Annotated in this window: 25 protein-coding genes; 8 read left to right on the top strand and 17 right to left on the bottom strand. The window is 42.2% G+C overall.

Going from position 1 to position 24,238, the window contains the following annotated elements:
* Positions 1–7: 7 nt before the first annotated feature.
* Positions 8–1,117 (bottom strand): transcription antitermination factor NusB, encoded by a 1,110-nt coding sequence (nusB, locus tag C900_RS14930; protein ID WP_009580841.1) that lies wholly within the window; start codon positions 1,115–1,117, stop codon positions 8–10.
* Positions 1,118–1,470: 353 nt separating this feature from the next.
* Entirely contained in the window at positions 1,471–2,574 is a 1,104-nt protein-coding gene (locus C900_RS14935) for a Glu/Leu/Phe/Val dehydrogenase dimerization domain-containing protein (protein ID WP_009580842.1), read from the bottom strand.
* Positions 2,575–2,794: 220 nt separating this feature from the next.
* Between C900_RS14935 and C900_RS14940 the strand changes: the two genes are divergently transcribed.
* On the top strand, positions 2,795–4,585 hold the full coding sequence (locus tag C900_RS14940; protein WP_009580844.1) for an ABC transporter ATP-binding protein: 1,791 nt from the start codon (positions 2,795–2,797) through the stop codon (positions 4,583–4,585).
* 14 nt (positions 4,586–4,599) lie between these two features.
* Here C900_RS14940 and C900_RS14945 read toward each other — a convergent pair whose 3' ends face one another.
* From C900_RS14945 to C900_RS14985, 9 genes are all read right to left on the bottom strand, one after another.
* A complete protein-coding gene (locus C900_RS14945; RefSeq protein WP_040496871.1) occupies positions 4,600–5,013 on the bottom strand; it encodes a type II toxin-antitoxin system VapC family toxin in 414 nt (137 codons plus the stop codon).
* Positions 5,013–5,255: a DUF6364 family protein gene (locus C900_RS14950; RefSeq protein WP_009580846.1), complete on the bottom strand. Its 243-nt coding sequence runs from the start codon at positions 5,253–5,255 to the stop codon at positions 5,013–5,015. Before C900_RS14950 ends, C900_RS14945 begins: the two co-directional genes overlap by 1 nt.
* A 105-nt stretch (positions 5,256–5,360) precedes the next feature.
* Positions 5,361–5,879, bottom strand: coding sequence for a hypothetical protein (locus tag C900_RS14955; RefSeq protein WP_009580847.1), 519 nt, complete (start codon positions 5,877–5,879; stop codon positions 5,361–5,363).
* A 13-nt stretch (positions 5,880–5,892) separates the two neighbouring features.
* On the bottom strand, positions 5,893–6,483 hold the full coding sequence (locus C900_RS14960) for a hypothetical protein (protein WP_009580848.1): 591 nt from the start codon (positions 6,481–6,483) through the stop codon (positions 5,893–5,895).
* Between the two features lie 18 nt (positions 6,484–6,501).
* Positions 6,502–7,137, bottom strand: a complete 636-nt coding sequence (locus C900_RS14965; RefSeq protein ID WP_157494039.1) for a hypothetical protein — start codon at positions 7,135–7,137, stop codon at positions 6,502–6,504.
* Positions 7,138–7,281: 144 nt separating this feature from the next.
* On the bottom strand, positions 7,282–8,994 hold the full coding sequence (locus C900_RS14970; protein ID WP_083867505.1) for an ABC transporter ATP-binding protein: 1,713 nt from the start codon (positions 8,992–8,994) through the stop codon (positions 7,282–7,284).
* 66 nt (positions 8,995–9,060) lie between these two features.
* Positions 9,061–9,807 carry a tRNA pseudouridine(38-40) synthase TruA gene (gene truA, locus C900_RS14975; protein ID WP_009580851.1) on the bottom strand — a complete coding sequence of 249 codons (747 nt, stop codon included), beginning with the start codon at positions 9,805–9,807 and terminating at the stop codon, positions 9,061–9,063.
* A complete protein-coding gene (locus C900_RS14980) occupies positions 9,804–10,433 on the bottom strand; it encodes a chloramphenicol acetyltransferase (protein WP_040496872.1) in 630 nt (209 codons plus the stop codon). The genes truA and C900_RS14980 overlap by 4 nt, the downstream gene beginning before the upstream one ends.
* 12 nt (positions 10,434–10,445) lie before the next feature.
* Positions 10,446–11,645: an acetyl-CoA C-acyltransferase gene (locus C900_RS14985; protein WP_009580853.1), complete on the bottom strand. Its 1,200-nt coding sequence runs from the start codon at positions 11,643–11,645 to the stop codon at positions 10,446–10,448.
* Positions 11,646–11,713: 68 nt separating this feature from the next.
* Here C900_RS14985 and C900_RS14990 point away from each other — a divergent pair, with 68 nt between their 5' ends.
* From C900_RS14990 to htpG, 3 genes are all read left to right on the top strand, one after another.
* Positions 11,714–12,193 carry a DUF4293 domain-containing protein gene (locus C900_RS14990; protein WP_040496873.1) on the top strand — a complete coding sequence of 160 codons (480 nt, stop codon included), beginning with the start codon at positions 11,714–11,716 and terminating at the stop codon, positions 12,191–12,193.
* A gap of 265 nt (positions 12,194–12,458) precedes the next feature.
* The gene (locus C900_RS14995; protein ID WP_009580857.1) at positions 12,459–12,953 is read left to right on the top strand and encodes a hypothetical protein; all 495 of its coding nucleotides are present in this window, start codon (positions 12,459–12,461) and stop codon (positions 12,951–12,953) included.
* A gap of 226 nt (positions 12,954–13,179) precedes the next feature.
* The gene (gene htpG, locus C900_RS15000; protein ID WP_009580859.1) at positions 13,180–15,072 is read left to right on the top strand and encodes a molecular chaperone HtpG; all 1,893 of its coding nucleotides are present in this window, start codon (positions 13,180–13,182) and stop codon (positions 15,070–15,072) included.
* A 129-nt stretch (positions 15,073–15,201) separates the two neighbouring features.
* Here htpG and C900_RS15005 read toward each other — a convergent pair whose 3' ends face one another.
* Positions 15,202–16,317, bottom strand: a complete 1,116-nt coding sequence (locus C900_RS15005; RefSeq protein WP_009580861.1) for an NAD(P)/FAD-dependent oxidoreductase — start codon at positions 16,315–16,317, stop codon at positions 15,202–15,204.
* A gap of 96 nt (positions 16,318–16,413) precedes the next feature.
* Here C900_RS15005 and C900_RS15010 point away from each other — a divergent pair, with 96 nt between their 5' ends.
* The gene (locus C900_RS15010; protein WP_009580865.1) at positions 16,414–16,884 is read left to right on the top strand and encodes a hypothetical protein; all 471 of its coding nucleotides are present in this window, start codon (positions 16,414–16,416) and stop codon (positions 16,882–16,884) included.
* 151 nt (positions 16,885–17,035) lie between these two features.
* Here C900_RS15010 and C900_RS15015 read toward each other — a convergent pair whose 3' ends face one another.
* The 3 genes from C900_RS15015 to C900_RS15025 all read right to left on the bottom strand — a co-directional run bounded on the left by C900_RS15015 (position 17,036) and on the right by C900_RS15025 (position 19,612).
* Positions 17,036–18,274: an aspartyl protease family protein gene (locus tag C900_RS15015; RefSeq protein ID WP_040496874.1), complete on the bottom strand. Its 1,239-nt coding sequence runs from the start codon at positions 18,272–18,274 to the stop codon at positions 17,036–17,038.
* A 123-nt stretch (positions 18,275–18,397) separates the two neighbouring features.
* Positions 18,398–18,922: an FtsX-like permease family protein gene (locus C900_RS15020; RefSeq protein WP_040496875.1), complete on the bottom strand. Its 525-nt coding sequence runs from the start codon at positions 18,920–18,922 to the stop codon at positions 18,398–18,400.
* Between the two features lie 108 nt (positions 18,923–19,030).
* On the bottom strand, positions 19,031–19,612 hold the full coding sequence (locus C900_RS15025) for an LOG family protein (protein WP_009580870.1): 582 nt from the start codon (positions 19,610–19,612) through the stop codon (positions 19,031–19,033).
* 35 nt (positions 19,613–19,647) lie between these two features.
* Between C900_RS15025 and C900_RS15030 the strand changes: the two genes are divergently transcribed.
* Entirely contained in the window at positions 19,648–20,043 is a 396-nt protein-coding gene (locus C900_RS15030) for a RidA family protein (protein ID WP_009580871.1), read from the top strand.
* Here C900_RS15030 and C900_RS30850 read toward each other — a convergent pair.
* A complete protein-coding gene (locus tag C900_RS30850) occupies positions 20,033–20,155 on the bottom strand; it encodes a hypothetical protein (protein WP_281169007.1) in 123 nt (40 codons plus the stop codon). The genes C900_RS15030 and C900_RS30850 overlap by 11 nt on opposite strands.
* Positions 20,156–20,454: 299 nt before the next feature.
* On the opposite strand from C900_RS30850, the gene C900_RS15035 reads away from it, so the two are divergent.
* The gene (locus C900_RS15035; protein WP_009580872.1) at positions 20,455–21,873 is read left to right on the top strand and encodes a toxin-antitoxin system YwqK family antitoxin; all 1,419 of its coding nucleotides are present in this window, start codon (positions 20,455–20,457) and stop codon (positions 21,871–21,873) included.
* Positions 21,874–21,921: 48 nt separating this feature from the next.
* Entirely contained in the window at positions 21,922–22,476 is a 555-nt protein-coding gene (locus C900_RS15040; protein ID WP_009580873.1) for a DUF2911 domain-containing protein, read from the top strand.
* Here the strand turns inward: C900_RS15040 and C900_RS15045 are convergent.
* Positions 22,473–24,191: a TolB-like translocation protein gene (locus C900_RS15045; RefSeq protein ID WP_009580874.1), complete on the bottom strand. Its 1,719-nt coding sequence runs from the start codon at positions 24,189–24,191 to the stop codon at positions 22,473–22,475. The genes C900_RS15040 and C900_RS15045 overlap by 4 nt on opposite strands.
* Between the last annotated feature and the right edge of the window lie 47 nt (positions 24,192–24,238).

Here is a 24,238-nt window from a genome sequence, read left to right on the forward strand (position 1 = left end):
AATGCATTTATTTGTTGTCGATTAATCCACGTCCACTTTTCTTAACAGTTCCCGAACTGGTAAGTTCCTCGGCTATTACATCCAGCACCCCATTTATAAAAGTTTTACTCTTTGGTGTGCTATATCTTTTAGCGACCTCAATATATTCATTAATTGTCACTTTTACAGGGATGCTCGGAAAATTAATCATTTCGCAAATGGCCATTTCCAAAATGATTTTATCAGTAATGGCAATCCTTTCAATATCCCAGTTTTTGGTCTTTTTGGCAATCAGATCCTCAAACTCAGCTTCAACCTTAATGGTCTCTTCAAACAATCTTATAAAGAACGATTTGTCATCCTCCCAGTTATAGGACAACTCCTGCAACTCAAAATCTTCTCCCGATTCCGGGGTCATCGATTTTATGGTTTTTGTTGCCAGACTTTTGACAATGGGCCTGTCCTCATCCCAATTGAGGTCACTTTCCTCCATGTGCTTGTCTATCAGATCACTCTTAAACACAATATTTTTCAGGAGATGAGTGATTATTGCTTTATCCTCTTCAAAATCAGGTTGCGTTGCTTTTAAATAGTCATTATAAGCCGCATCTGTTTTTACAAGGTCTTTAAACCACTGTCTGACCTCAGCCTTATCATTGGCCCAACTGATATTTCGCCTCAAGCTAATATTTTCCAGCGACTTGTTAAATTTTAACGCCTTTATTAACAAATTTTTAACAAAGTTGCGATGATCTTGCCGGGTATCGTCCTCAGCAAGCTGGGCAAATTCAATGATCAGGTTAAGGACAGATATATAGCGATCGAGTATCTTTTCCGCTTCAGCTACCATATTCTTTTTGAAGAACCGGAAATCTTTATCGATCTGTTGGTAATAGTCTCTGAGGGCTTCGTCTACTACTTCATTTATTCTGTCGGCAGACCCGGCAGTACTTTTGAAGTTTTTGTTTTTATAATTCTCTTTGAAAACCTGTCGCGCCTCCTGGGCCTGAGCCTTCAGCAGTTCCTTGTCCTGTACTTCCATAGAGTTCAGATCCGGGGCGAAACTTTCTTTAATGAATTCCAATGCTATTCCATAATTAGCCTCCCTGCATTGCTGAAAGGCAAAAATGGTTTGCATGACTTTGATTCTTAACGTTCGTCTATTGAGCATTTACAAAAATTGAAAGAACATATATTAATTGTGTGAAATAGCAGAGGCCATCCCGAAAGCCCGATTCATCGGATAGTCACCTTTAGAGGTGGCTCCGCAATGCTATTGAGTTAAGAAAAAACTCATCTAAGAAGTACAGTCATCTCGCCTGTCCCGAACTTGCTTTCGGGACCAGAGGGAGAGATCCATGCACCTTTGGAGCAATTATCTGTGTATAGATCCCTCCAAAGGTCGGGATGACATTCTTAACTTCATAGCATTGGGTGGCTCCGCTTTGAGATGGCCCCACATTTCAACTGCAAAATTAAATAATTATTTGCTTATCGGGACAACTTCACCCGGCCTATATCTGCAATCCTTTTTTCTGCCAGTTGAATGGCCGCCTCCTGGGGTGAAATGCCCTGGCTGTCCGATAGATTCAGAATACTTAAGCAGGTATCGTAGATTTTTTCTGCTGTTGAATAAGCCCTTTCCCGGTTATAGTTGCCCAGATGCTCTTCATAAACATTGATGAGACCACCGGCATTGATCAGAAAATCAGGAGCATAGGTAATACCTTTGTCCATCAGCATATACCCATGCCTTTTCTCATCCTTCAACTGGTTGTTGGCAGCCCCTGCTACTATCTGACACTTTAACCTTTCAATGGTGGTATCGTTCAATGTAGCTCCGAGAGCGCATGGGGCATAAATATCTACATCCAGCCCGTATATTTCATCCATACCAACCACTTTGGCTCCATGCTCGGCCGCTACTTTCTTCAGCTTGTCTTCATTGATATCTGAGATAAACACTTCGGCATTTTCTTTTTTAAGATATTCCACCAGATACATTCCTACCTGACCAACACCCTGAACGGCTACTTTTTTTCCTGTCAGGCTGTCGTTGCCGTATACCTTTTTGGCGGTAGCTTTCATTCCGAGATACGTACCGAAGGCCGTTACGGGAGAGGGGTCACCACCACCGCCTCTGTTTTCAGGAAGGCCCGTAACATGCGAGGTCTCCATGGAAATATATTCCATATCACGCGTCTTCATGTTTACATCCTCGGCAGTAACATATTTACCATTCAGGCTTTCTACAAATTTTCCAAACCTTCTCAGAAAAGCTTCTGTTTTCATTGTGGAAGCATCCCCAATGATCACTGCTTTGCCGCCACCTAGGTTAAGCCCGGTGATAGCCGCCTTATAAGTCATCCCCCTTGAGAGACGAAGTACATCTGTCAGCGCTTCTTTTTCAGAAGCGTAATTCCACATTCTCGTTCCCCCCAGAGCAGGTCCTAACACTGTATTGTGAATTCCAATGATAGCCTTCAACCCTGTGGCTTGGTCATGGCAGAATACTACCTGCTCATGATTAAGTTCTGCGAGCCCTCCAAAGACAGAATCTTCATCTACTCGTGCCAGTTCATTTATATCCATCATGATAATGTTAAATAATTTGTTTATTGTAGCTTTGAACCTTATTAAGAGGAATGTTCCAAAAGATAAGGTGGCGCAAAGCTATGATTTTTTTGTTATTTTTTCAATTCCGCATACGTTTGCGAAAAACCTTAGGAGCTATTGTCCGTTTTATTGAGAATACCTGATAATCTTCGGTTTTATCTCTTTGAGAGGCATTTCCGCCAAGCAGGAAAGACGCTGAATGAAGGAATTAAGTTATCTGAATAAATACCTGTGGAAATACAAATATCACCTGATATTAGGAGTGGTATTTACTGTCATTTCCAATATATTTCAAATCATCCCTGCACAGATGGTGCGGTATGCACTAAACCTGGTCAGCGAGAATATCAGCGTATACAGGGCTTTCGAAGGGCTGGACTTACAAAACAATATTTATGATGCATTTGCAAGTAGCATAGTCATTTATGCGTTGCTCATTTTAATTCTGGCATTACTGCGCGGGGTGTTTCTATTTATGGTCAGGCAAACCATTATTGTGATGTCGAGACTTATCGAATTTGACCTGAAAAATGAGATCTATGCACACTACCAGTCTTTGCCCTTAAGCTTTTACAGGCGGAATAACACCGGAGACCTGCTCAACAGAATTTCAGAGGATGTAAGCAAGGTGCGCATGTACCTGGGTCCGTCTATCATGTACGGCCTGAATCTGATCACATTATTTGCAATCCTTATTCCTTACATGCTGTCTATCAGTGTATCGCTGACGCTGTATGCGCTGATACCATTGCCCATATTATCTATCAGCATTTATTATGTTAACAATATCATCAACAGGCGGTCGGAGGAGATACAAGAGAGCCAATCGGGCTTATCCACATTTGTACAGGAGGCATTTTCCGGTATCCGTGTGTTGAAATCCTTTACTCGGGAAAAAGACTCCGTCATGAAATTTACTCGGGAAAGCGATGAATATAAAGACCGCTCCCTGGAGCTTACGAAGGTGCAATCGCTCTTTTTCCCTTTGATATTAGGGCTTATCGGGTTGAGTACAATCCTGACAATATATGCAGGTAGTGCTGAGGTGATCAATGGTACGCTTACTTTTGGTCATATTGCTGAGTTTATTATTTATGTAAATTTGCTGACCTGGCCCGTTACATCCCTGGGTTGGATCAGCAGTATTATTCAGCGAGCTGCTGCATCTCAGAAAAGGCTTAATGAGTTTCTGAAAACAGAAAATAATATTTTAAGCACGGAAGACCTTGAGGTGGAACTTGCAGGAGAGATAGAGTTTAGAGATGTGGCTTTTACCTATCCTGACTCAGGCATTCAGGCATTGAAGAATGTGTCATTTCAGGTCCACCCCGGGCAATCCTTAGCAATCATTGGCACTACTGGCTCAGGAAAGAGCACAATTGCCAACCTGATCTCCCGAATGTATGATACTAGCGGCGGCCAGATATTGATTGACGGACGAGATATTAAGAAATACAACCTCATCAGCCTGAGGAGCCAGATCGGATATGTGCCACAGGACGTTTTCCTTTTTAGTGACACGATTTATAATAATATAGCCTTTGGTGCTACTGAGGCTACTGAGGAAAGGATTATTGATGCGGCTAAAGAGGCCGATGTTTATCACAATATTATGGATTTTCCCAATGGGTTCAACACCAGGGTTGGTGAGCGTGGCATTACATTGAGTGGAGGCCAAAAACAGCGGGTATCCATAGCCAGGGCTATTTCCCGGGACCCGAAGATATTGATGCTTGACGATGCCCTTTCTGCTGTTGACACCAAAACTGAAAACACCATACTAAACAGTATGAAGCGCATTATGAAGGGGCGCACTTCTTTGATTATCTCCCACCGCGTTTCATCGGCCAAGCTTGCGGACAAAATTATCGTGCTTGATGACGGGCATGTGGTGGAGGCTGGTACGCACGACATGCTTATGAAGCAAAATGGCATGTATCGTGAACTTTATGACAAGCAGACGCTTGCTGAAGAGACACTGGAGGAATGATGTGCCAAATATTATTAGCGATTAGACTCCAGATAATTCTTAGCAGTGAGAACAGGGATTTTTGACAATTTAAAATCCTTTAAATTTCGTGTGATAATAAGATCAAGGTTATTTTCAATCGCTGTGTAGTACTGAATTGAATCTTCAAAATCTTTAAAGTCAGAATCCAGGGATAAATCTATTATTTTATCGTCCATTGGAAGGACTTCTACCAATACTTTAAATTTTCTCAATATTTTACGAGCGCTTCCTATTTTTAAACTTTGTGAAAGTAGGTAATGAGTATTGGCAAATGTTAATGAGGAAACAAAAAGCCTAATCTTTCGTTGATCGGATAGTGTAAACAACTCTTGAGCTTCAGAAAAGAATTTATCTCTTTTAGCCAACAGATCGAGGACGATATTTGTATCTACCAGGATTCTATCCACTACGAATATTTTTGAGATAAATAATCTGTATAGTCTTTTTTATAGTCTGTGTTTTCGGCCTTTATAACACCTGTTAAACTCTCCACCAAAGGACTGATCTTTGAACGCTTTTTTTTACGTGAAGTAACTGCCTGCAGGTAATTTTCAATTAGCTTAGAAAGACTTGTATTATTCTCTTTAGCGTATTTCTTAGCCTGATCAATTATTTGCTGGTTAAGCTTTAATGTTAATTTTGAATCCATATGACCTGATCTTGCACGTATAAAAATAATAAATCTTTACGTATAAAACAAAGACTAAAAAGTCCATTCTTGTTAATTGCTCTTTTCGGTTCTTCACATAATTTTTTACTCCTTCACCAAAAAACTCACCTTCAGCTCCCGGTCCGAAATATAACTCTCATAGCTGATGGTGTCCAGTTCGTATCCATACTCTTCAGCAAAAACCCGGGCCTTTTTTAGTACCTCACCAGGTGTTGGCATTACTACATTGTGTGACGCTATCTCCGTAAATATTACCTCGTGCCTTGGAAATTTCCGAACTTCCAAAGGAGCAGGTAACTGACCCGGTGGGGTTAAAGTACCTGTCCCAATGAATTGCCGGATGATTTTATCTCCATGTATACCGTAGTTAACAATGGTTAATGTAGCGCCCTGTTCCTTTTCCGTCCTTGCCTTGGCATCAAAAAATAACTTCTCAATTTTCGGGTCGTGGTATTTGCCCTCAAAATACTGTCCTGTTACATAAAACTCCGGATGTGACGCCTTTTTAAATTCCAAAGGCTGACTTCCCCCCAGTTTATAATAGAAAATAAATGTTACTATAGCGAGCAGGATCAGCAGCGCTATTAATATTCTTTTTACCATAATCAAAAACGGATCAGAAGGAGTACCTTACTCCCACTGCGGCAAATAAACGAAATCTAAAGGGTTTATCTACTATTTCTCCTAACAGACTCACTTCGCCAAAACCCACTATCGGGTAATCTTGTAATTCATACTCTACACCAAGTATACCCTCAGGACCCAGGTCCAGGTTCGTTTTGGTGTCTGAATCGAGCAGCATCTCCTGTGTGAAGTACGTGTATTCGATCTTGGATAGTCGTAGTTGGCCTCCAAGTCCCCAATACCAGTCTAGCCGGCCTTCAACATTGGCAGGGAATGACTGGTGAAGGAGATAGCGCCCCTGCAATGCAACAGTATACTTTACATCATGGCCGGAATACCTGAAGCCATCATACTTGTTCAAACCATTGAAAGTGTCTTGGTAGTAAGAAGAATGCCAGTTCCGGGAAGTGGTACCAAAGTTAAATTCCACAGCGCTGTAGCCGGGGAGGTATAGTTTATAGGTTACTCCGAGAGGATCACCTATGCGCAAACCAATGCCCTGATCATACTTTTGTGCATTTGAAAAAGAAGCAATAAACAATAAGCCAACTATAAAGCCCGAAGCTTTATAATATTTTTTCATAGATAGAATGGTTAGTTTTTAAAAAACGTACCGTAGGCCGACACCGCCCTGAAAGCGTATCCATTGTGGATCTTCGAGCACATCTTTAAACACCTCCACCTCCAGAAAGGCAGAAATCGGGAGTTCAAAATATGCATACTCCAGTCCAAGGACACCTGTCGGACCCATTGTAAATCTATCAACGTTGAATAGGCCTATTTCATTTTCATTAGGACTAATTTCTAAAAAAAATTCGTAATCGATATTTAATTTTCGCCATTGCCACCCAGCACCGAGGTACCATTGCAATCCCTTCAGGAGCTTGGAAGCATCGTGATGGTACAGGAGTTTTCCTTCACCCACCCATTCGGTTTTTACTTTGTGGCCGAGGTAGCTGATATTTTGCGAACTACCAAGAGTGTCTGTTTCGGTATACAAGGGGAAATTTTCCCGGTGGTATTTATTATATAAGCCGCTGGCTGCAGAGCCAAAATCGAGAGCGATGGCGAAATTCTTTGTAGCATAGAACTTGTACGTAACAGCGAAGGGGTCACCTAATTTGATCCCGATGCCCTGATAGGGGTATTTACTCTGCTCGAAAATAGGGCATACAACACGCGCTTTACTCTTAGATACCCTTATAGATTTATACCTGCCTTTGTAGAAAGGTTTCATTTTGTGCTTCTGAGCCATGGCATGATCAGCCAACAGCAAACAGAGCAATATGAATGCAAGGTACCTTAAGGTGGATAACATCGAGCTACAAATATGCCAAATTAATTGCTTAACCGGAAAATTGTGTAAAACTCTGCAAAATAATCAAATAATTTCTTTGTACTGCATTTTATGCAGTTGAGTGTAGTAGCCATTTTTGGAGAGCAGCTCTTCATGTGTGCCGACTTCCATAATTTCGCCCTTGTCGAGTACGATGATCTTGTCAGCTTTTTGAATGGTTGACAATCTGTGAGCAATGACGATAGCGGTCCTGTTTGTCATCATTTTATCGATAGCCTGCTGTATAAGTTCCTCTGTTTCAGTGTCTACTGATGATGTGGCTTCGTCAAGCACCAGTATGCGCGGATCATAAACCATAGCCCTTACAAAAGATATTAACTGACGCTGTCCTACTGAAAGGGTTGACCCTCGCTCCATCACATTATATTCAAGCCCTCCGGGCAGGCGCTCAATAAACTTCCGGGCCCCAACCGACTCTGCAGCATGCATCACCTGTTCCTTTGTGATGTTATCGTTGCCCAGGCTAATGTTTTTGAAAATGGTATCACTGAAGAGGAAAACATCCTGAAGCACAACCCCGATCTTTTCTCTCAGGCTGCTGAGTTCAAAATCACTAATGTCGGTACCATCAACCCTTATTGTACCGCGATTGATGTCGTAAAACCTGTTCAGAAGATTGATGATTGATGATTTTCCTGCTCCGGTAGCACCTACAAGTGCTAATGTTTCCCCGGGTTTAACTTTGAAGGAGATATCTTTTAATACATACTCACTTTCATTATAGGCAAACCACACTTTATCAAACTCAACGGCCCCATCAATGTGATCAGGAGTATATTTTCCATCATTGGGAATATGCTCATCATTGTCGAGTAGCTTTAGTATGCGTGATGAACTTACAATACCCAACTGAAGTGTGTTAAACCGGTCAGCGATCATACGTATCGGGCGGAAGAACATTTGAATATACATAATAAAAGCTATCAGCTTACCCATGGTAATGCCGGTAATGGCCTCATGGAGTACGCCCTTTGCACCATACCACACTAAAAGGCCGATACCGGCCGCACTTATAATTTCCGCCACAGGAAAATAAACAGAATAATATAATACAGACTTCAAATTGGCCCTTTTGTGCTCTCTGTTGATCTCCTTGAATTTATCATATTCGCGAGGTTCGCTACCGAAGATCTGTACGATGCTCATCCCTGTAATGTGTTCCTGAACAAAAGAATTCAGGTTAGAGACGGCATTTCGCACATCATTGAAGGCTACCTTAATTTTTTCCTTAAAGATATAGGTGCTTACCAAAAGTATTGGCAGTGTTGACAGGCTGATTAGCGCCAGCCGCCAATCGCTATAGAACATAATGATCAGGATAAACAATAGTTGTAGCAGGTCCCCCATCATGGCGGCCAGCCCCTGGCTAAATACATCGGCAAGGGTCTCAATATCAGAGATCGTCCGTGTAACCAGCCTGCCAATCGGAGTATTGTCAAAGAATTTGAGCCTAAGCTTTACAAGGTGCTCATATAGCTGTACCCGGATGTCTCTGATCACGTACTGCCCAAGCCAACCGGACAAATAGGTGTGCAAGTATTGTACAGTGGCCTGCAAGATCAGTAATCCGATAAGTATCACGATCATCATTACCATGCCGTTGTAGTCGCCAAATGCAACGTGCTTATCTAAAGTAACCTGTATGAGTAGCGGTCTTACCGGGGCAAGGATGCCAAGCGCTACGGTGAGAAATATGAGAAAGAAGAACCGGCCCTTGTAAGGCTTTAAAAACCTCATGAGTCGCCTCAGTACATTGAAGTCTACTATATTTCCGCTATTAACTTTTTCTTTTTCCAACCCTGATTAGTCTAAAAATATTTCTGCCGGATACCTCACTTCTGTTAAAAACAATCCACAGGCAGGGGCTGCCGACCCGGCCTCTCTGCGATCTTTGCTTGCTATAATTTCTTTAAATTGTCCGGGGGGCATTTTGCCTTTGCCAACATTCAATAATGTACCAACAACAGCCCTCACCATTCCGCGAAGAAACCTGTTAGCAGTGATCTTAAAGATATACAGATCTTTTTCCTTCACCCATTGGGCCGCTGTTATTTCACAGACAAAGTTATTAACATCTGTTCTAACTTTACTAAAAGCTTCAAAATCATGTACACCGAGTAATAACGTAGCTACTTCGTTCATGGTTTGGATATCCAGTGATTTTGGATAGAAGTAGCTGAAATTTTCAAGAAATGGATTTTTTTCGGTAGTAATTCTATATTCATAACTTCGTGAAACGGCTGAAAAGCGCGCGTGTGCATCCTCTGATACCCATTTCACTGACGGTATAGCGATATCCGCAGGCAGATAGCTGTTGAGCCGGCGCCTTAATTGTTCTGGTTTGACAGGATTGTCAATGTCGGCATGAAAATATTGCTGTTCACAATGCACTCCGGTATCGGTTCGTCCACTGCCTGTTATGGCAATGGGCTTACGGAGTATCATGGAAAGCGCATCTTCCACTACTTCCTGTACGGAAATTGCATTTTTTTGACGTTGCCATCCATGGTAATGACTACCATCATAAGAAATTTCGAAAAAATACCTCATAGCCGGGTGTTCATCAGCTCCTGGAAAAGCTCGATATATTTTCCTACGTGATAACCATCCATTAATGCATGATGAGCATGTATAGACATAGGCATCACTTTTTTATCTTCTTTATCATGCAGCTTACCGAAGCTGACTTTTGGCACTGAATCAGTTGTGGCATAATGCCTGGCGTGAGATAAGGAGGTAAAGTTGATCCAGGGCAGTGTGGAGTAGTGGACAACATGTTCATTATTGCCAGAGGGTTCCAGGCCGGTGCTGTTGGCTACCCGTTCTATTTCGGCACTTGCTGAAGCGTAAAACTCTTGAAAGCTTTCCTTGAATGGCATATAGGAAAAGCCAAATGTACCATCAGGTCTGGGTACGGTGGAGGAAGCCCCAACATGGTCATAAATCGCTATCTGATCACCCTCTATCCGAAGCCTGAATTCTTCAATAGTATTGACAGCTTTCAAAGAGCGGTATAAGTAGTATAAAAAAAAGGAGCTGGCATCCTCTTTTGCATATCTATACCCAACTGTACAGTCTACCTCCACAGTGACTCCAAAGAATGGCTCATTGAATTCTTTAAAAAAAAAGAAGTGATCTTTCCTCGGCCAGTCGTCAATGTTCAGATATGATTTCACTATTACTTATAACTAGAGCTTTTCATAAATTACTGCTGCACCCTGACCAACGCCTATACACATGGTTGCCAATCCATACCTCGCATTATCCCTTTTTTGCATCTCATGTAAAAGTGTTGCTGTAATTCTCGTGCCGCTTGCACCTAGTGGATGCCCGATAGCTATAGCGCCACCATTAACATTTACCTTTTCAGGGTCAAGATCCAGATCGCGCATGCAGGCAATGGATTGTGAGGCGAAGGCTTCATTTAATTCTATGAGATCCAGGTCCTTAGTCTGAAGGCCGGCCCTTCTAAGCGCCTTTTGAGTGGCTGGCACCGGGCCAACGCCCATACAATCTGGACTTACACCTGCTACGGCCATAGCTGCCACACGGGCCATGGGCTTCAGATTGAATTTTTTCAGGGTATCTTCATCAACAATCAGCGAAACAGCAGCACCGTCATTGATTCCTGAGGAATTGCCCGCGGTGACAGTCCCACCCTCTTTAAAGGCCGGGTTTAGTGCGGCCAGTTTTTCGATAGGAGAAAAACGAGGGTGTTCGTCAGTGTCAAAAATGATCGGATCAGCCTTCCTTTGTGGAATTTCTACAGCTACGATCTCATTTTTAAACCTGCCGGCCTCGTGGGCCTGCTTATACTTCAACTGGGAATTGTAGGCAAACTCATCCTGCTCTTCTCGCGAGATGCCCCACTTTTCGGCTACATTTTCGGCTGTTTCTCCCATGGCAAAAGGGTAATGTAGCTTAGAAAGCTTTGGATTGAGAAAACGCCAACCAATAGTAGTGTCATAGGTTTCAGCCGACCTGCTGTAGGCGCTTTCTGCCTTGGCAGTTACAAATGGTGCGCGGGTCATGCTCTCTGTTCCGCCCGCCAGGTAAGCGGCCCCTTCGTTCAGCATCAATGCGCGGGAAGCATCCATAATGGACTGCAAACCGGAAGCACACAGCCTGTTTACAGTTACTCCCCCTGTTTCTATAGGTATTCCCGCCATGAGGAGCGCCATACGCGCCACATTCCTGTTGTCCTCACCAGCCTGATTAGCCGCTCCGAAAATTACGTCTTCCAGCAAAGTTGCATCAAAATGCGGATTCCTTTCCATCAGCTTTTTAATAACGTGTGCTGCCAGGTCGTCAGGACGCACAGAAGCCAGTGTACCACCGAATTTTCCGATGGGCGTTCTTACAATATCTACTATATATGCAGTTTTCATATCTAATTCCGTTTGTAAACCGGAAGGGTTGGTTTAAATTTGCAGTCGCAATTTAAGCCAATAGCCATATGTTACAAAGGATTCAAACCGTATTTCTGTTACTTGTAGTTCTCCTCATGCTAGTTATGTTAATTCTGCCATTATGGACCTACCAGTCGGAAGACGCGGGCACTATTTACCTGCTTACTTCTTTTTACCTTGATGCTAAGGAAGGCACAGCTTTAGCAGAAAGAATTTACTTCCCGTATGCTTTTGTGGCGGTGTTGGCTATTGCAGCGGCCATTGTAGGGGTAATTGAGATTGCTAAATTCAAGAATCGCTTGCTTCAAATGAAACTGGGCGCACTCAATTCATTGTTTATGGCAGGGGCTATGGGTCTGGGGTTATATTTCGCCAGTGAGATCATGGATGAAAAACAGCTTAAATATGGCTGGAACTATGGAATGGGTGTATTTTTTCCCGCAGCAGCTATGATCTGCAACGTGATCGCCAACCGATTTATTCGAAAAGATGAAAAACTGGTGCGATCAGTCGATCGTATCAGGTAGCGCGAGAGTTGTGAGTATTGAGAAAAGGAACAGCAATACGAACTACAAAATGCGATTCTCTGGCCTCAGTGGTTAATTAGTGTTTGTAAGAAAACTCTTGCCGTCATCGCGCCTGTCCCGGGCTTGCCACGGGGAGGAATCGAAGCGATCCCCTCTTAATGGACGCCAAAGATGAGGGGATTGCCGCACTTCGTTCGCAATGACGATAAGTTGTGGGTTTTCTTACAAACACTAATTAAGAGTGTCCCTATAACTAACGACACATATGAGAGTCATACTTGTGATATTGTTATTTCTGAGCACCACTGTCTACAGCCAAAGTTTTGATCACGTAGACCAAACCAGATCTTTTTTAGGCTTCACTTTTGGCTGTTCGCCAGAAAGCATCAAAGGCAGTCTTCAGTTGGACCTGGTGATCTCATATGGTGTAAAGTATTATAAATATAAAGGACCGCTTCTGAAGCAACTATATGGAAAAAAGCCATCACAGGTTACGCTCGGTTTCAGAGATGATCAATTAGAATATCTGGATGTTTATTTTAACAAGCTTGACAAAGGCGAATTTTCTTTACTGCTCTCTCATTTGCAAACGGACTATGGCATGTCAACTCCTTTTAATACCGCAGAGCAGGGTGTGGTAGGCGCTGAAGAATGGCTGGGTGAAAATCTTGTGATGCAGTTCTATCTCTACGACAATACAGCCATTGATCACGATGACAGGGATCAAACTGTGCTCACTTTGGGCCTGGTGAGAGAGTGAATCCTTGATTTTTTGATCATTCAGGCATATAAATAGTGTCTGTAAGAAAGCTCTAAGTGGCTTTAAGAAAACGTCAATGTTCGCGTTACGCTTGCCTCTTCTTCGCCTGAATCAATGACTTTTCGAAACCCGAACTGTCATTCTGTCATCTTTTAGCGGCTGGAATGGAATTTGGAAAGCTAAAATTCAAAAAACCTGAATTTTAAGTTTTAAAACCAAAAATAAAATGGCTGAAAAAGGTACAATTTCAATCCACACCGAGAACATATTTCCGATCATTAAGAAGTTTTTGTACTCGGATCATGAGATCTTTCTTCGTGAGTTGGTATCCAATGCTGTAGATGCAACGCAGAAGCTCAAAAGACTTTCTTCACTTGGAGAGCTAAAGGAGGAAATCGGTGACACCACCGTAGAAGTAAGTTTTGATAAAGAGAAAAAGACTATAACCGTCCGCGACCGGGGAATCGGGATGACCGCTGAGGAGGTCAAAAAGTACATTAATCAGATTGCTTTTTCCGGTGCTGCAGAGTTTGTGGAGAAGTTCAAAGATAAAGGTGATGCCAAAGACATCATCGGTAAGTTTGGCTTAGGTTTTTATTCTGCCTTTATGGTGGCCAAAGAAGTTGAATTGATCACCAAATCATACCAGGAGGGGGCAGAGGCTGCCAAGTGGACATGTGACGGCTCTACGGAGTTTGAAATTACCACAGCAGATAAAGAAGACAGAGGAACCGAAGTGATCTTGCACATAGCGGATGATTCTGAAGAATTCCTTGATGAGTGGAGGATAAAGTCCATACTTGATAAGTACTGCAAGTTTTTACCAGTGCCTGTTAAATTCGGCACCAGAGAAGAGCAGGTAGAAGATGGTAAAGACAAAGATGACAAACCAAAGTATAAATCCGTAACCAAAGACAGGATTATCAATGACACTGAACCGCTTTGGACCAAAGCTCCGGCTGATCTTAAAGACGAAGATTACCTGAAGTTTTACAGGGAACTGTACCCTATGTCAGAAGATCCTTTGTTCTGGATACACCTGAATGTTGATTATCCTTTTAACCTGACCGGTATACTTTATTTCCCTAAAGCAAAAACCGATTTTGAAGTTCAAAAGAATAAGATCCAGCTTTATTCAAGACAAGTATTCATTACGGATGAAGTGAAGGACGTAGTGCCTGAGTTTCTCATGCTGCTTCATGGAGTGATCGATTCTCCCGACATTCCACTGAACGTATCCCGAAGCTATCTGCAGTCTGACAGTAGCGTGAAGAAGATCAATAACCACATCACCAAGAAGGTGGCGGATAAGTTAGGAGAATTATTCAAGAATGACAGAACGTCATACGAGTCAAAGTGGGATGACATAGGCATATTCGTAAAATATGGAATGCTTAGCGAAGAAAAATTCTATGAAAAAGCCAAGGATTTTGCCCTGTTGAAAACATTGGATGACAAGTTCTTTACCCTGGATGAGTACAAGGAGCACGTAAAGACTAATCAGGAGGACAAGGATAAAAACCTGGTGTACTTGTATACCTCCGATCCGGCAAAACAGGATACCTACATACAGGCAGCCAAAAGCAAGTCGTATGATGTACTGCTTATGAACGGTATCATCGACAGCCATTTCGTAAACTTCCTGGAGCAAAAGCTGGAAAAAACACAGTTGAAGCGTGTCGATGCCGATACCATGGACAAGCTTATCGATAAGGATGAGAAAATAGAAAGCGTATTAAGTAAGGATGAGGAGGAAAAGGTAAAGGAGATCTTCGAAAAAGCGGTGAACAACAAGAACATGAATATTTCTGTTGAGTCTCTTTCCCCGGACGAAATGCCCGTAACGATCACCATGTCCGAATTTATGAGAAGGATGAAAGATATGGCTAAGATGGGAGGTGGAGGTTACGCCATGATGGGCCATATGCCTGATCAGTTTGACCTGACCATCAATGGCAACCATGCTATTATAGGTAAGATACTCAGAGCTAAAAAGGATGAAAAGAAGCAGCAGTTGGCCAAACAAGCATACGATTTGGCTATGCTTTCTCAAAATATGCTTTCCGGTTCAGATCTGACCAATTTTATAAAGCGCAGCATAGAGCTGGCGGGAGAATAATTCCTTCCGTATTATATTTACATTAAAGGGGTTCTGGGTCATCAGAGCCCCTTTTTTGTTATCAGGCATATCCGGCTCAGATTTCAGCCATTCCGATTAGATGCTCATGAACAAGTACCGGCTTTGCCATCAGAATGGCTTGCCGTGAGTCTGCCTTACCAGAAAGTTCGAGATAGGTTTGGACCGCCGGGCTACCTCCACAGCAAAGTTCGAGACCAGTTCAGAGCCAAATAGCCGTTGTATCTGTCTTCCCGACCAAAGGCGGTTTTTGAAAAGCGTATTCCATCTGCGTACATAATTTTGCTCCAGCAGAAATCTCGAATTGTGGCTGTTCAGGTACGGGACGATCTCCTCGCAAAGGATTTTGGCAGAATGAATGCCCATAGCCATGCCATTGCCACAAAGGGGTGTAATCATGCCGGCAGCATCGCCACACATTAATATATGCTGTTCAACAGGTTTTTTCGTTTCAAAGGAAATTTCATTGATCACCTCAGGCTTGTCAAAAAGGAATTTGGCCGAGGAAAATATCTTTTCCAGCTCAGGATTTCGACAGAGTACATTTTGCTCCATTTCGGAAATCTTCCTGTTGTTATTCAGGTTAGACCGCGCTGATAAGTAACAGAGATTATATTTTCCATCCTCTATTTTATTAATACCACAATAGCCATTGTTAAAATTATGCAGTGCTATAAGGTCATGGGCATGCGAGCCATATTCTACATGATATTTCACGCCCAAATAAGGCGACTTGCGTTTAAAGAATGGCCGATTCAGCGACTTATCCAGCTTAGAGCGCTTACCGAAGGCGCCTATTACCACCGTTGATTGCAGCGTTTCCCCGCTATCGGTAGCTACAGTAAAGAGATCCTGGCTGAATTTCACATCTGCTACCTGTGTGTTCAGCATGAAGTCGACCCCTGTTTCAACAGCTTTTTCATAAAGAAAATGATCAAAGGTAAACCTGCTGATACCAAAGCCACCTAATTGAAGCGCCAGGAAGGCAGACTTACCATTGACAGAAGAAAGTTGCAACCGGTTGATCTGTGATGGAACGTGGCGGTGAGGGTAAATGTCCAGATGCTCAAGAAAATTTCTTACCTCGTTAGATATGTATTCACCACAGACTCTCTGAAAGGGATAAACTTTTTTTTCTATTAATAATACGTCTATTTTATGCCTGCGCAGGCATATGGCAGCTATTAAACCGGCTAAGCCACCACCTATGATGATTACCTTTCTCAATTTTCAAGAATGAATGATATACCTACCGATTTTTTTAAACCAACCAGATTAACATTATGATGTAAAAAAACGTTTAATAAAAAAAACACGATGTCTATGGCAACATTATCTACTAAACAACCCATTGGTGATTCTATTAATGTATTCTTATTGGGTAATAACCCTATTGAACTTAGCAACATTTACGAGAAGCTAAAAGGAATCCGGACTAAAAGATTTAATGCGGAAATAGGCTTCGATCTGAAAGATGCCTACAAGAGGATTATGAAATTTAACCCGAAGTGTATCCTTATTGATGATAATCTGGAAGGGCTCTATTTAAAAAGTCTGATCAAAAAACTGTCTTCAGGGGGCAAGACAAGGAACATTCCCATTACTATTATAAAAAATTCTAACTACGGTAATTCTTACCTTGGAGAGGCCCAGGACTTTCTTTTGAAAGAGGGGATCACTTCTGAGGCTTTGTCCAACTCCATTTTAAATTCCATAAAATGGAAGTCCATGCATAAATATGTATACAAATCCTATGAAAAGAGGAAAACGCAACTGCTGAGCTTCTTAAAATAAGGTGAGTTCGATGTAAAATACTTAACAAAAGCCCGTCAACTGAACCCTTGAACTTAGTAAGATGCTTCATGAATCATATGACCTTAAAAAGAGGTTTTTTTGCTCTGTTTGCTGATATGTATACTATGTCGCGAATTCAGCTTACAATAGGTTAGATACTGCTTCTGAGGCGAAATTTTTCCGATATTCGTACTCCGTCCCGGAGAACAGTTATCTTTATTTTCTTATTTTCCCGGGCATTAAGGTAGTTGATAATATGGTTTAAGTGTAGCCTGCTCGCGTCTATATTGTTTATTGAAACTATGATATCACCCTTTTTGAAACCCAATTCTTCACCAACTGAGTTTTTCCTTACCTCCACAATTTCAAACGTATTGAGCCGGCTTCCTTTTGCCTTCACTACTAATCCGCTTAGGTTGTAAGAGAAATCCTTCTTGTATTGCTTTCCTTTTTTCAGGAATAGCTTTTCATCGGGAAAATCAATGATGACATTGAAACGGCTTAGGATTTCTCCTCCAATTGATCCGTTACGGAAGGTTCCGGCACTCTTTAGGCTATCCAAAAGCGTATTGCTATCAGGAAAAGTGGCGAGGATATTCTCCCAGCACATATCTCCAAGATGAAAAGATTTCATTCGTGCAATTTTCCCTTCGAGCGCTCCGCCCAGGCCACGTCCAAGCGAGGTTGTTAAATTAGGTTCCGGCACGGTGATCTCCGGGTCCGATTCCTGCTCCAGCATTAACCCATGGCTGGCGCCAGAGTCTACCAAAAGCTTCACCGGCAAATGTCTGCCATCCTTGTAAACAATATGGCCTTTCACATAGGGTTTAGTATCCTCAATAGTGATATCAATGGCTTCATAAGCTCTTTTGCGTTTAAAGTTTTCAGGAGTGGTGAGTGTAAGAATACGTCTGTCATAATCTATTTGCACTATAAACCTGCTAAATATTTCATACCCTAAAATACCATGTACATCTGTGCCGAGGTAGTTCCTCAGCTCCAGATAGTCTTCTTCCAATACAAGCATGGCATGCCCGCGACCCTGAAGTCCGGGAAGGGTAAGAGTTACATTATTCGTGATATAGGCATCTACTAATTTTTCTCCAAGACCCGAAATGGTATATTTCCTGCTATACTTCAAATTAAGTATATCACTGAAAGATTTCTCCGTTAAAATGGTAGTCCTTACCCCTGTATCGAGTATAAACCTGAGGGGCAGCCTTTGATTGAGAACCACAGGAACTACAATCAGATTATTATATATCTCAAACGGAATATGTACCCGCTTAGCGTCTCCAACTATTTTAAATCCCAGAGTTTGTGCCCGAAGTGATGGCCATGTGCTAAAGAGAAGGAAGAAAATGACTATGCTTCTTAAGATATTCCTCATTCAAGATCGACTATATTCCGGTAAACTAAAAGTTAAGCATTTTAGGTCATTATTCATGGAAACTTAAACTTAATTTCCCGGACGTAATTAAATATAACCCAAATTGGGGGAATTTTAATAAATCTACCGCTGAGCAAGATCTATTTTGGAAAGCCGGTATGCAGGAACCAAGCCTGTGAGTACGCTTACAAAAACAATACTGGCCACCAAAAAAGTAAGATTGATGATATCCGGCGGGCTGAAATAGCTCCTGATTGAAACAACTTCATTAAATATGTTCAGATCGAGGATGATAAGGCTTAGTAAAACAGAAGTCATTGAAATATAGAAAGATTCGATGACCAGAAGCGTGTAAATATTCCCGGACGTAGCCCCGAGCAGTTTGCGAACACTAAATTCCGTGATGGCAGTTCGGGAGTTTACACCGCCAATGCGACTAAGAACAAATATAATAAGGGCAGAAACGATCATAATAAATGGTATTTGTCCATATTGTCTGTACATAAAGAAACTGTTGAGCAACCCAATAAAACCAATGGTCTGTAAAGTCACTGCCAACAGATAGTACCCCGTGTGCTTCTTAATCTTCCTGAACGATATGATAAAATGATTCCACAACATTTCAAACATGTGTAATCCAAGAAGCATACCAGCTTGCGAAATGCTATTAAACTGCAGTAAAGGGGCTGCCGGAAAGAAAGATGTTCAAACTCAAACAATATTTTCGTACACTTTTGAACACTTCAGGATCTAAGATTAGGTCCTGTCCAGGTCGTCCCAGATGCTGTACTTGCCAAACCGGTAGGCAGAAAGCTGTGGTATAATATCATCTGCATTAGCAATGGAAATGAGCATTTTCCTGTTTTGTGGCCTTAAAAATCCATGGTGGACCATTACATCCAACTGAGCCAGTAGGTGACTGTAGTAGCCATTCAAATTAAACAGGCCAACAGGCTTTTTAATAATTTCGAGTTGTACCCAGGTGAGTATTTCCGCCAGCTCTTCCAGTGTGCCCATTCCCCCGGGCAGCGCCAGGAAAGCATCAGCCAGTTCAGCCATCTTTTGTTTGCGTTCATGCATGGATTTTACCACTATCAACTCACTTAGGCCCAGATGCCCTACTTCTTTTTTCATGAGAAAGTCGGGAATTACGCCAATAGCAGTACCTCCATTGGTCATCACCGCATCAGCAACGGCACCCATCAAACCCACATTTCCCCCACCATAAACGAGCGTTTTTCCTGCTTTAGCAATTATTTTACCAACAGTTGTTGCTTTTTCATAGTAAATAGATTCATTACCTTTTCCGGAACCACAAAAGACACAGATATTATTCATATTTTCGGGAGCATAATTATAAAACTAACAAAAAGATGTCAACAACAAAGAAAAGGCAAAATATATCTACCGGAGCCCCATGGGAAGATATTGTGGGATACTCCAGAGCGGTTCGCGTGGGAAACATTGTTGAGGTATCAGGGACAGTGGCCGTTCGCGATGGCAAGTTGGTGGGGGAGAACAATCCCTATGAGCAGACAGTATGTATCTTAGAAATTATTGAAGAAAGTCTAAAGCAGGCCGGGGCCAATCTAAATGATGTTGTCCGTACAAGAATGTTTGTTACTGATATTGGTCAGTGGCAGTTGATCGGAAAGGCACACGGAGAATTTTTTGGGAATATTAAACCCGCTACATCAATGATCGAGGTGAGCAGGTTAATAAGCCCGGAATATTTACTGGAAATAGAAGCTACTGCTATTATTCAGTAGTGCCATCTATGTCATGCTTGTTGTCGCTGATCATCTTATTAGGAAAGATGATAGGTGATACTATGGCAAGAACGAACAATATCAAAACAAGAACTAGTGCTAAATAACCCATATCTATGTATTTTTATTTCGTGCAAAGATAATAAGGCAACTAATATATTAAAATAAATACTAATTTACCTTGCACAATATTTGCTTCACTGAGGTCATGAAATGAGCGTGATTGCAGAAAATCAGTTGATATCATAGCCTGGGATAAACTTTCGGTTCAAGAAATGAAGTCATGCGAATTCCATCCTGAAATAAGTTAAATAAGTTCGGGACAAGCGTAACGCAGGCATTGGCGTTTTCTTAGAGACACTAAGTACTTTGGTTATTCCATGTGGCCAGTGATAATAAATTAAATATTACATGAAACAAATAAATATCAACCTGGTAATCCTCCTGTTTTTAATAATGGCCGGATCATCTTACGGGCAGCAATCGAGGGTCTATACCCCCGATAGTTCAGCGTATGCTATTGGAGATGTTGTGGATGGTGTGAAGACTGGCAAGTGGCAGTTTTATGACAGCAAGGATGTGAAAATTGAAGAGGGGGAATTTCTAAACGGAGAACGCTCCGGTGTGTGGAGACTGTACCATCCAGGGGGTCGAATCAAGGCAAAAGTAAGATATGAGGATAATCTGCCTACCGACTACCTGGAATATTCAACGGCAGGAGATATTGTCTTGGCAGGAAAATTTTCGGAAGGAAAAAAGTCCGGGGAATGGGTCAGCTATTATCCCGGAGGACAACCCCGCGAGGTGAGGACCTATTTTGCTAATATTATGGAAGGGCCTTATCGCTTATATGGCCCGTATGGTGAACTGCTTGTGGAGGCAACTTACAAAGCGGATACTACTCACGGAGAATGGAAAGCATACAATGATTTTGGCCGCGTGGTTACTTCCGGCAATTTTTATGAGGGAATAAAAGATGGTATTTGGAAAGAATATTACGATTTTGGTAAACTTCAGGCCATAGAAAATTATGAAATGGGCCAGCCGGATAGTGTCTGGGTGGAATATTATGAAAATGGAGAGACAAAAAGCACGAAGTTATATGACAAAGGAACACCCAGAGGTGAGTGGAAAAGCTTTCATCGTAATGGCGATTTGGAGGAAGTTAAATATTATAAAAATGGGTGGCAGGACAGTGTTTATCTGAGCTATTATGAAAAGAAAAAGCCACATGTCCAGGGTTTCTATAAAAATGGCGTAAAAACCGGCAATTGGCGATACTTCAACAGCAATGGTTATCTTTCTGAGGAGGGTATGTACAAAAATGATCAACAGCATGGTCAATGGTATACCTATTATGACAAAGGACAGTTGAGATCAATAGGTAGCTTCCATGAAGGAGTCGAGGATGGCTTATGGGGCATATTTCATAGTACAGGATTACTCATGCAAGAGGAAACCTGGGATAAAGGGAAATTGATGAATGTTAGTCCTTATTATACTATATACGGAGATACATTGTCATCAGGTACGCTAAAGAATGGGAATGGTCTGAAGATCAACTACTATACCAATGGAAAAATAGAGATTGAATGTCAGTTTGAAGGAGGCGTCCCTCATGGAAGTTGGACCTACTACTACCAGGATGGCAATGTTGCTGAAATCGGTCAGTTTGAAAAGGGCCTGCGGGAGGGGCGATGGGTGTTTTATTATGATAATGGCAAAAAAGAAGCGGAGGGAGACTTTAAAAACGGCAATAAAACCGGTACCTGGTACTATTACTATAAAAACGGAAGGCTCCGGGAAACAGAAGATCATACGGAAAAGTAACTTTCCAGGCGAATTTTCAGTATAAGCACATACAAAAGAATCAGAGGTATGAGAAAAATCATAGTCGTTGGAGGGATAATAGTTGCTGTAATTGTAATAGGCATGGCAGGCATGCGCTTTTACACTAAATCATTCAGCCCTCAGGATACTGCCATTTACCAGGGAGAGCACGTGGCTATTAAGGTAGACTACAGCCGTCCATATAAAAAGGACAGAGAGATCTTCGGTGGCCTGGTGCCCTATGGTGAGGTGTGGAGGACCGGAGCCAATGAGACAACAACATTTACCACCAACAAAGATCTTCGGATCGGCAACAAGTTATTGAAAGCAGGCTCTTATTCTCTCTTTACTATACCCGGACCGGACACCTGGACCGTGATATTCAATCAGGAAACCGGGCAGTGGGGAGTATCTCCATTTAGCGGAAGGGCCAACCGTGACCCTGAAAAGGATGTGTTGACAATGGAGATACCCTCAATTCAAACCAAGAGCCTGTTCGAACAATTCACCATATCTTTTGAGAGAATGGGTAAAGAAATAGAAATGATCCTTATGTGGGATCATACTTTAATTGTAGTGCCCATCTATGTAGCGGAAAATTAGAAGGATGTTACCTTTAGCTTTACCTGTACATTCTCAGTGTTGACTTCCTCGGATTCATCGACTGAAGCAATTTTTTCAGAACGCGATATCTTTAACCAGATCCTGCTTTCCTCTACACCACGACCAACCAGGTAAGCTTTTATGGCTTCTGATTGTTTTTGAGTTCGGTCGTTGTGGTATGTGTACCTGATTTCGAGTTGCTCTATTATCTCATACACCACATCGGCAGTATCCGCCACAAGCTCTTCATCATAATCTACCATTTCCAGAGAGTCAACATCATCACCTGCCATGGAATCATATGATGTTTCAAGAGAATCACGACTTAATATCGGACGTTCCACCTGGGAGAATATAGAATCTATGACCACCTCCGTTAGGTCAGGACTTGATTGGATGGAATCTTCCCGGTAGCTATTTTGATGCACGGCAATTTCAATGGCCATATATGGATTTTTCCTTAAAAGATCAGAGATCCTTCTCAGCTCAAAGGTAGAGATATCATCTATTTCGGATGAATTTGATTCAAAGGTGATGGGCAGCTCATAAACCGCCCCCTTCTGAATGGGCATCAGTTGTATTTTAAGGATTTCCTTGTCTCTGGCGCCTATCTCTTCCTTCAGGTTATAAATTTTTGAAAAATACATATATGAAGGATCATCCAGGTCTACGGCCACATCATAAGCCGCTCCTTCTTTGAGTACAATGGCAAACTCCCCCTTCGGTCCGGTTTTCTCATTCCATAACCGGTCGCGCTCATTGATGTTAAACACCGTCAGGTTAGCGTTGAGGGGTACTTCGGAAGCCCCCGTAACGGTACCCTGTATGCGCATTACTTTTTTTGGCTGAAAGTCTTCCGGGATCAATATCTGTACCAATTCACTATTGCGTGTACCCTGTTTAGCCGCAAAAAGGTATCGACCTTTGGCCGGAATACTGACAAACTGATCATCTTTTTCCGTATTAATAAACTCCATGGGTATAGGATCTGTCCATGTTTCTCCCATACGTGAAGTCATAAAAAGATCCAATCCACCCTTTCCTCCAAATTTGTCCGAAGCAAAGATCATGGTTTCACCATCTGCCAGTATCCGTGGTGTTTGTGAGTTTCCGGTATTGATATTAGCAGGTAGCTCTTTGGGCTCTCCCCAGCCATTGTAGGTCTTTTTAGAGACCAGGATACGACATCCGCTCGCACCACCATACTCACTCATCTTTTCGCAGCGCATAAAGTATAGGTATTCTCCATCAGGAGATAACATTGGGGCCCCCTCATTTTCACGACTATTTACAGGCATTCCGAAATTACCCGGTGCCTCCCAGTCGTTGCCTCTTCTGTTGCTATACCAAAGATCGAATCCCCCCAACCCGGATTTTCTGGAGGTGAAAAGCAGCATGTTACCATCAAAGCTGAGACTGTAACCTCCCCTGTAGTTGAGCGTAGGCCGGTTGATCAGCTTAGTTATTTCGAGTTCGTCATTCCAGGTGGAAACTGTTTTTTTTGTGGTCCATCGCATACTGTGATGCCCGTCATCGGTATAGTCCGACAGGTATACTAGTGTTTGTCCGTCACCACTGATAAATGGTGCATAGAGATTGATGGAGGCCCGGTTGATATTAGACGGCAGCTTTCTCAGCTCATCCTGTGCCTGTATATTGACAAAGCCAATAAGACTAATAAGGACGAAAACACTCGTTCTGGTAATGCGAGACATGACGTTATGTTTAGGTTACTTATTCTAAATATAAACATTAAAGCAAA

Origin of the sequence: Fulvivirga imtechensis AK7 (genome assembly GCF_000331535.1) — a bacterium.
Lineage (GTDB): Bacteria > Bacteroidota > Bacteroidia > Cytophagales > Cyclobacteriaceae > Fulvivirga > Fulvivirga imtechensis.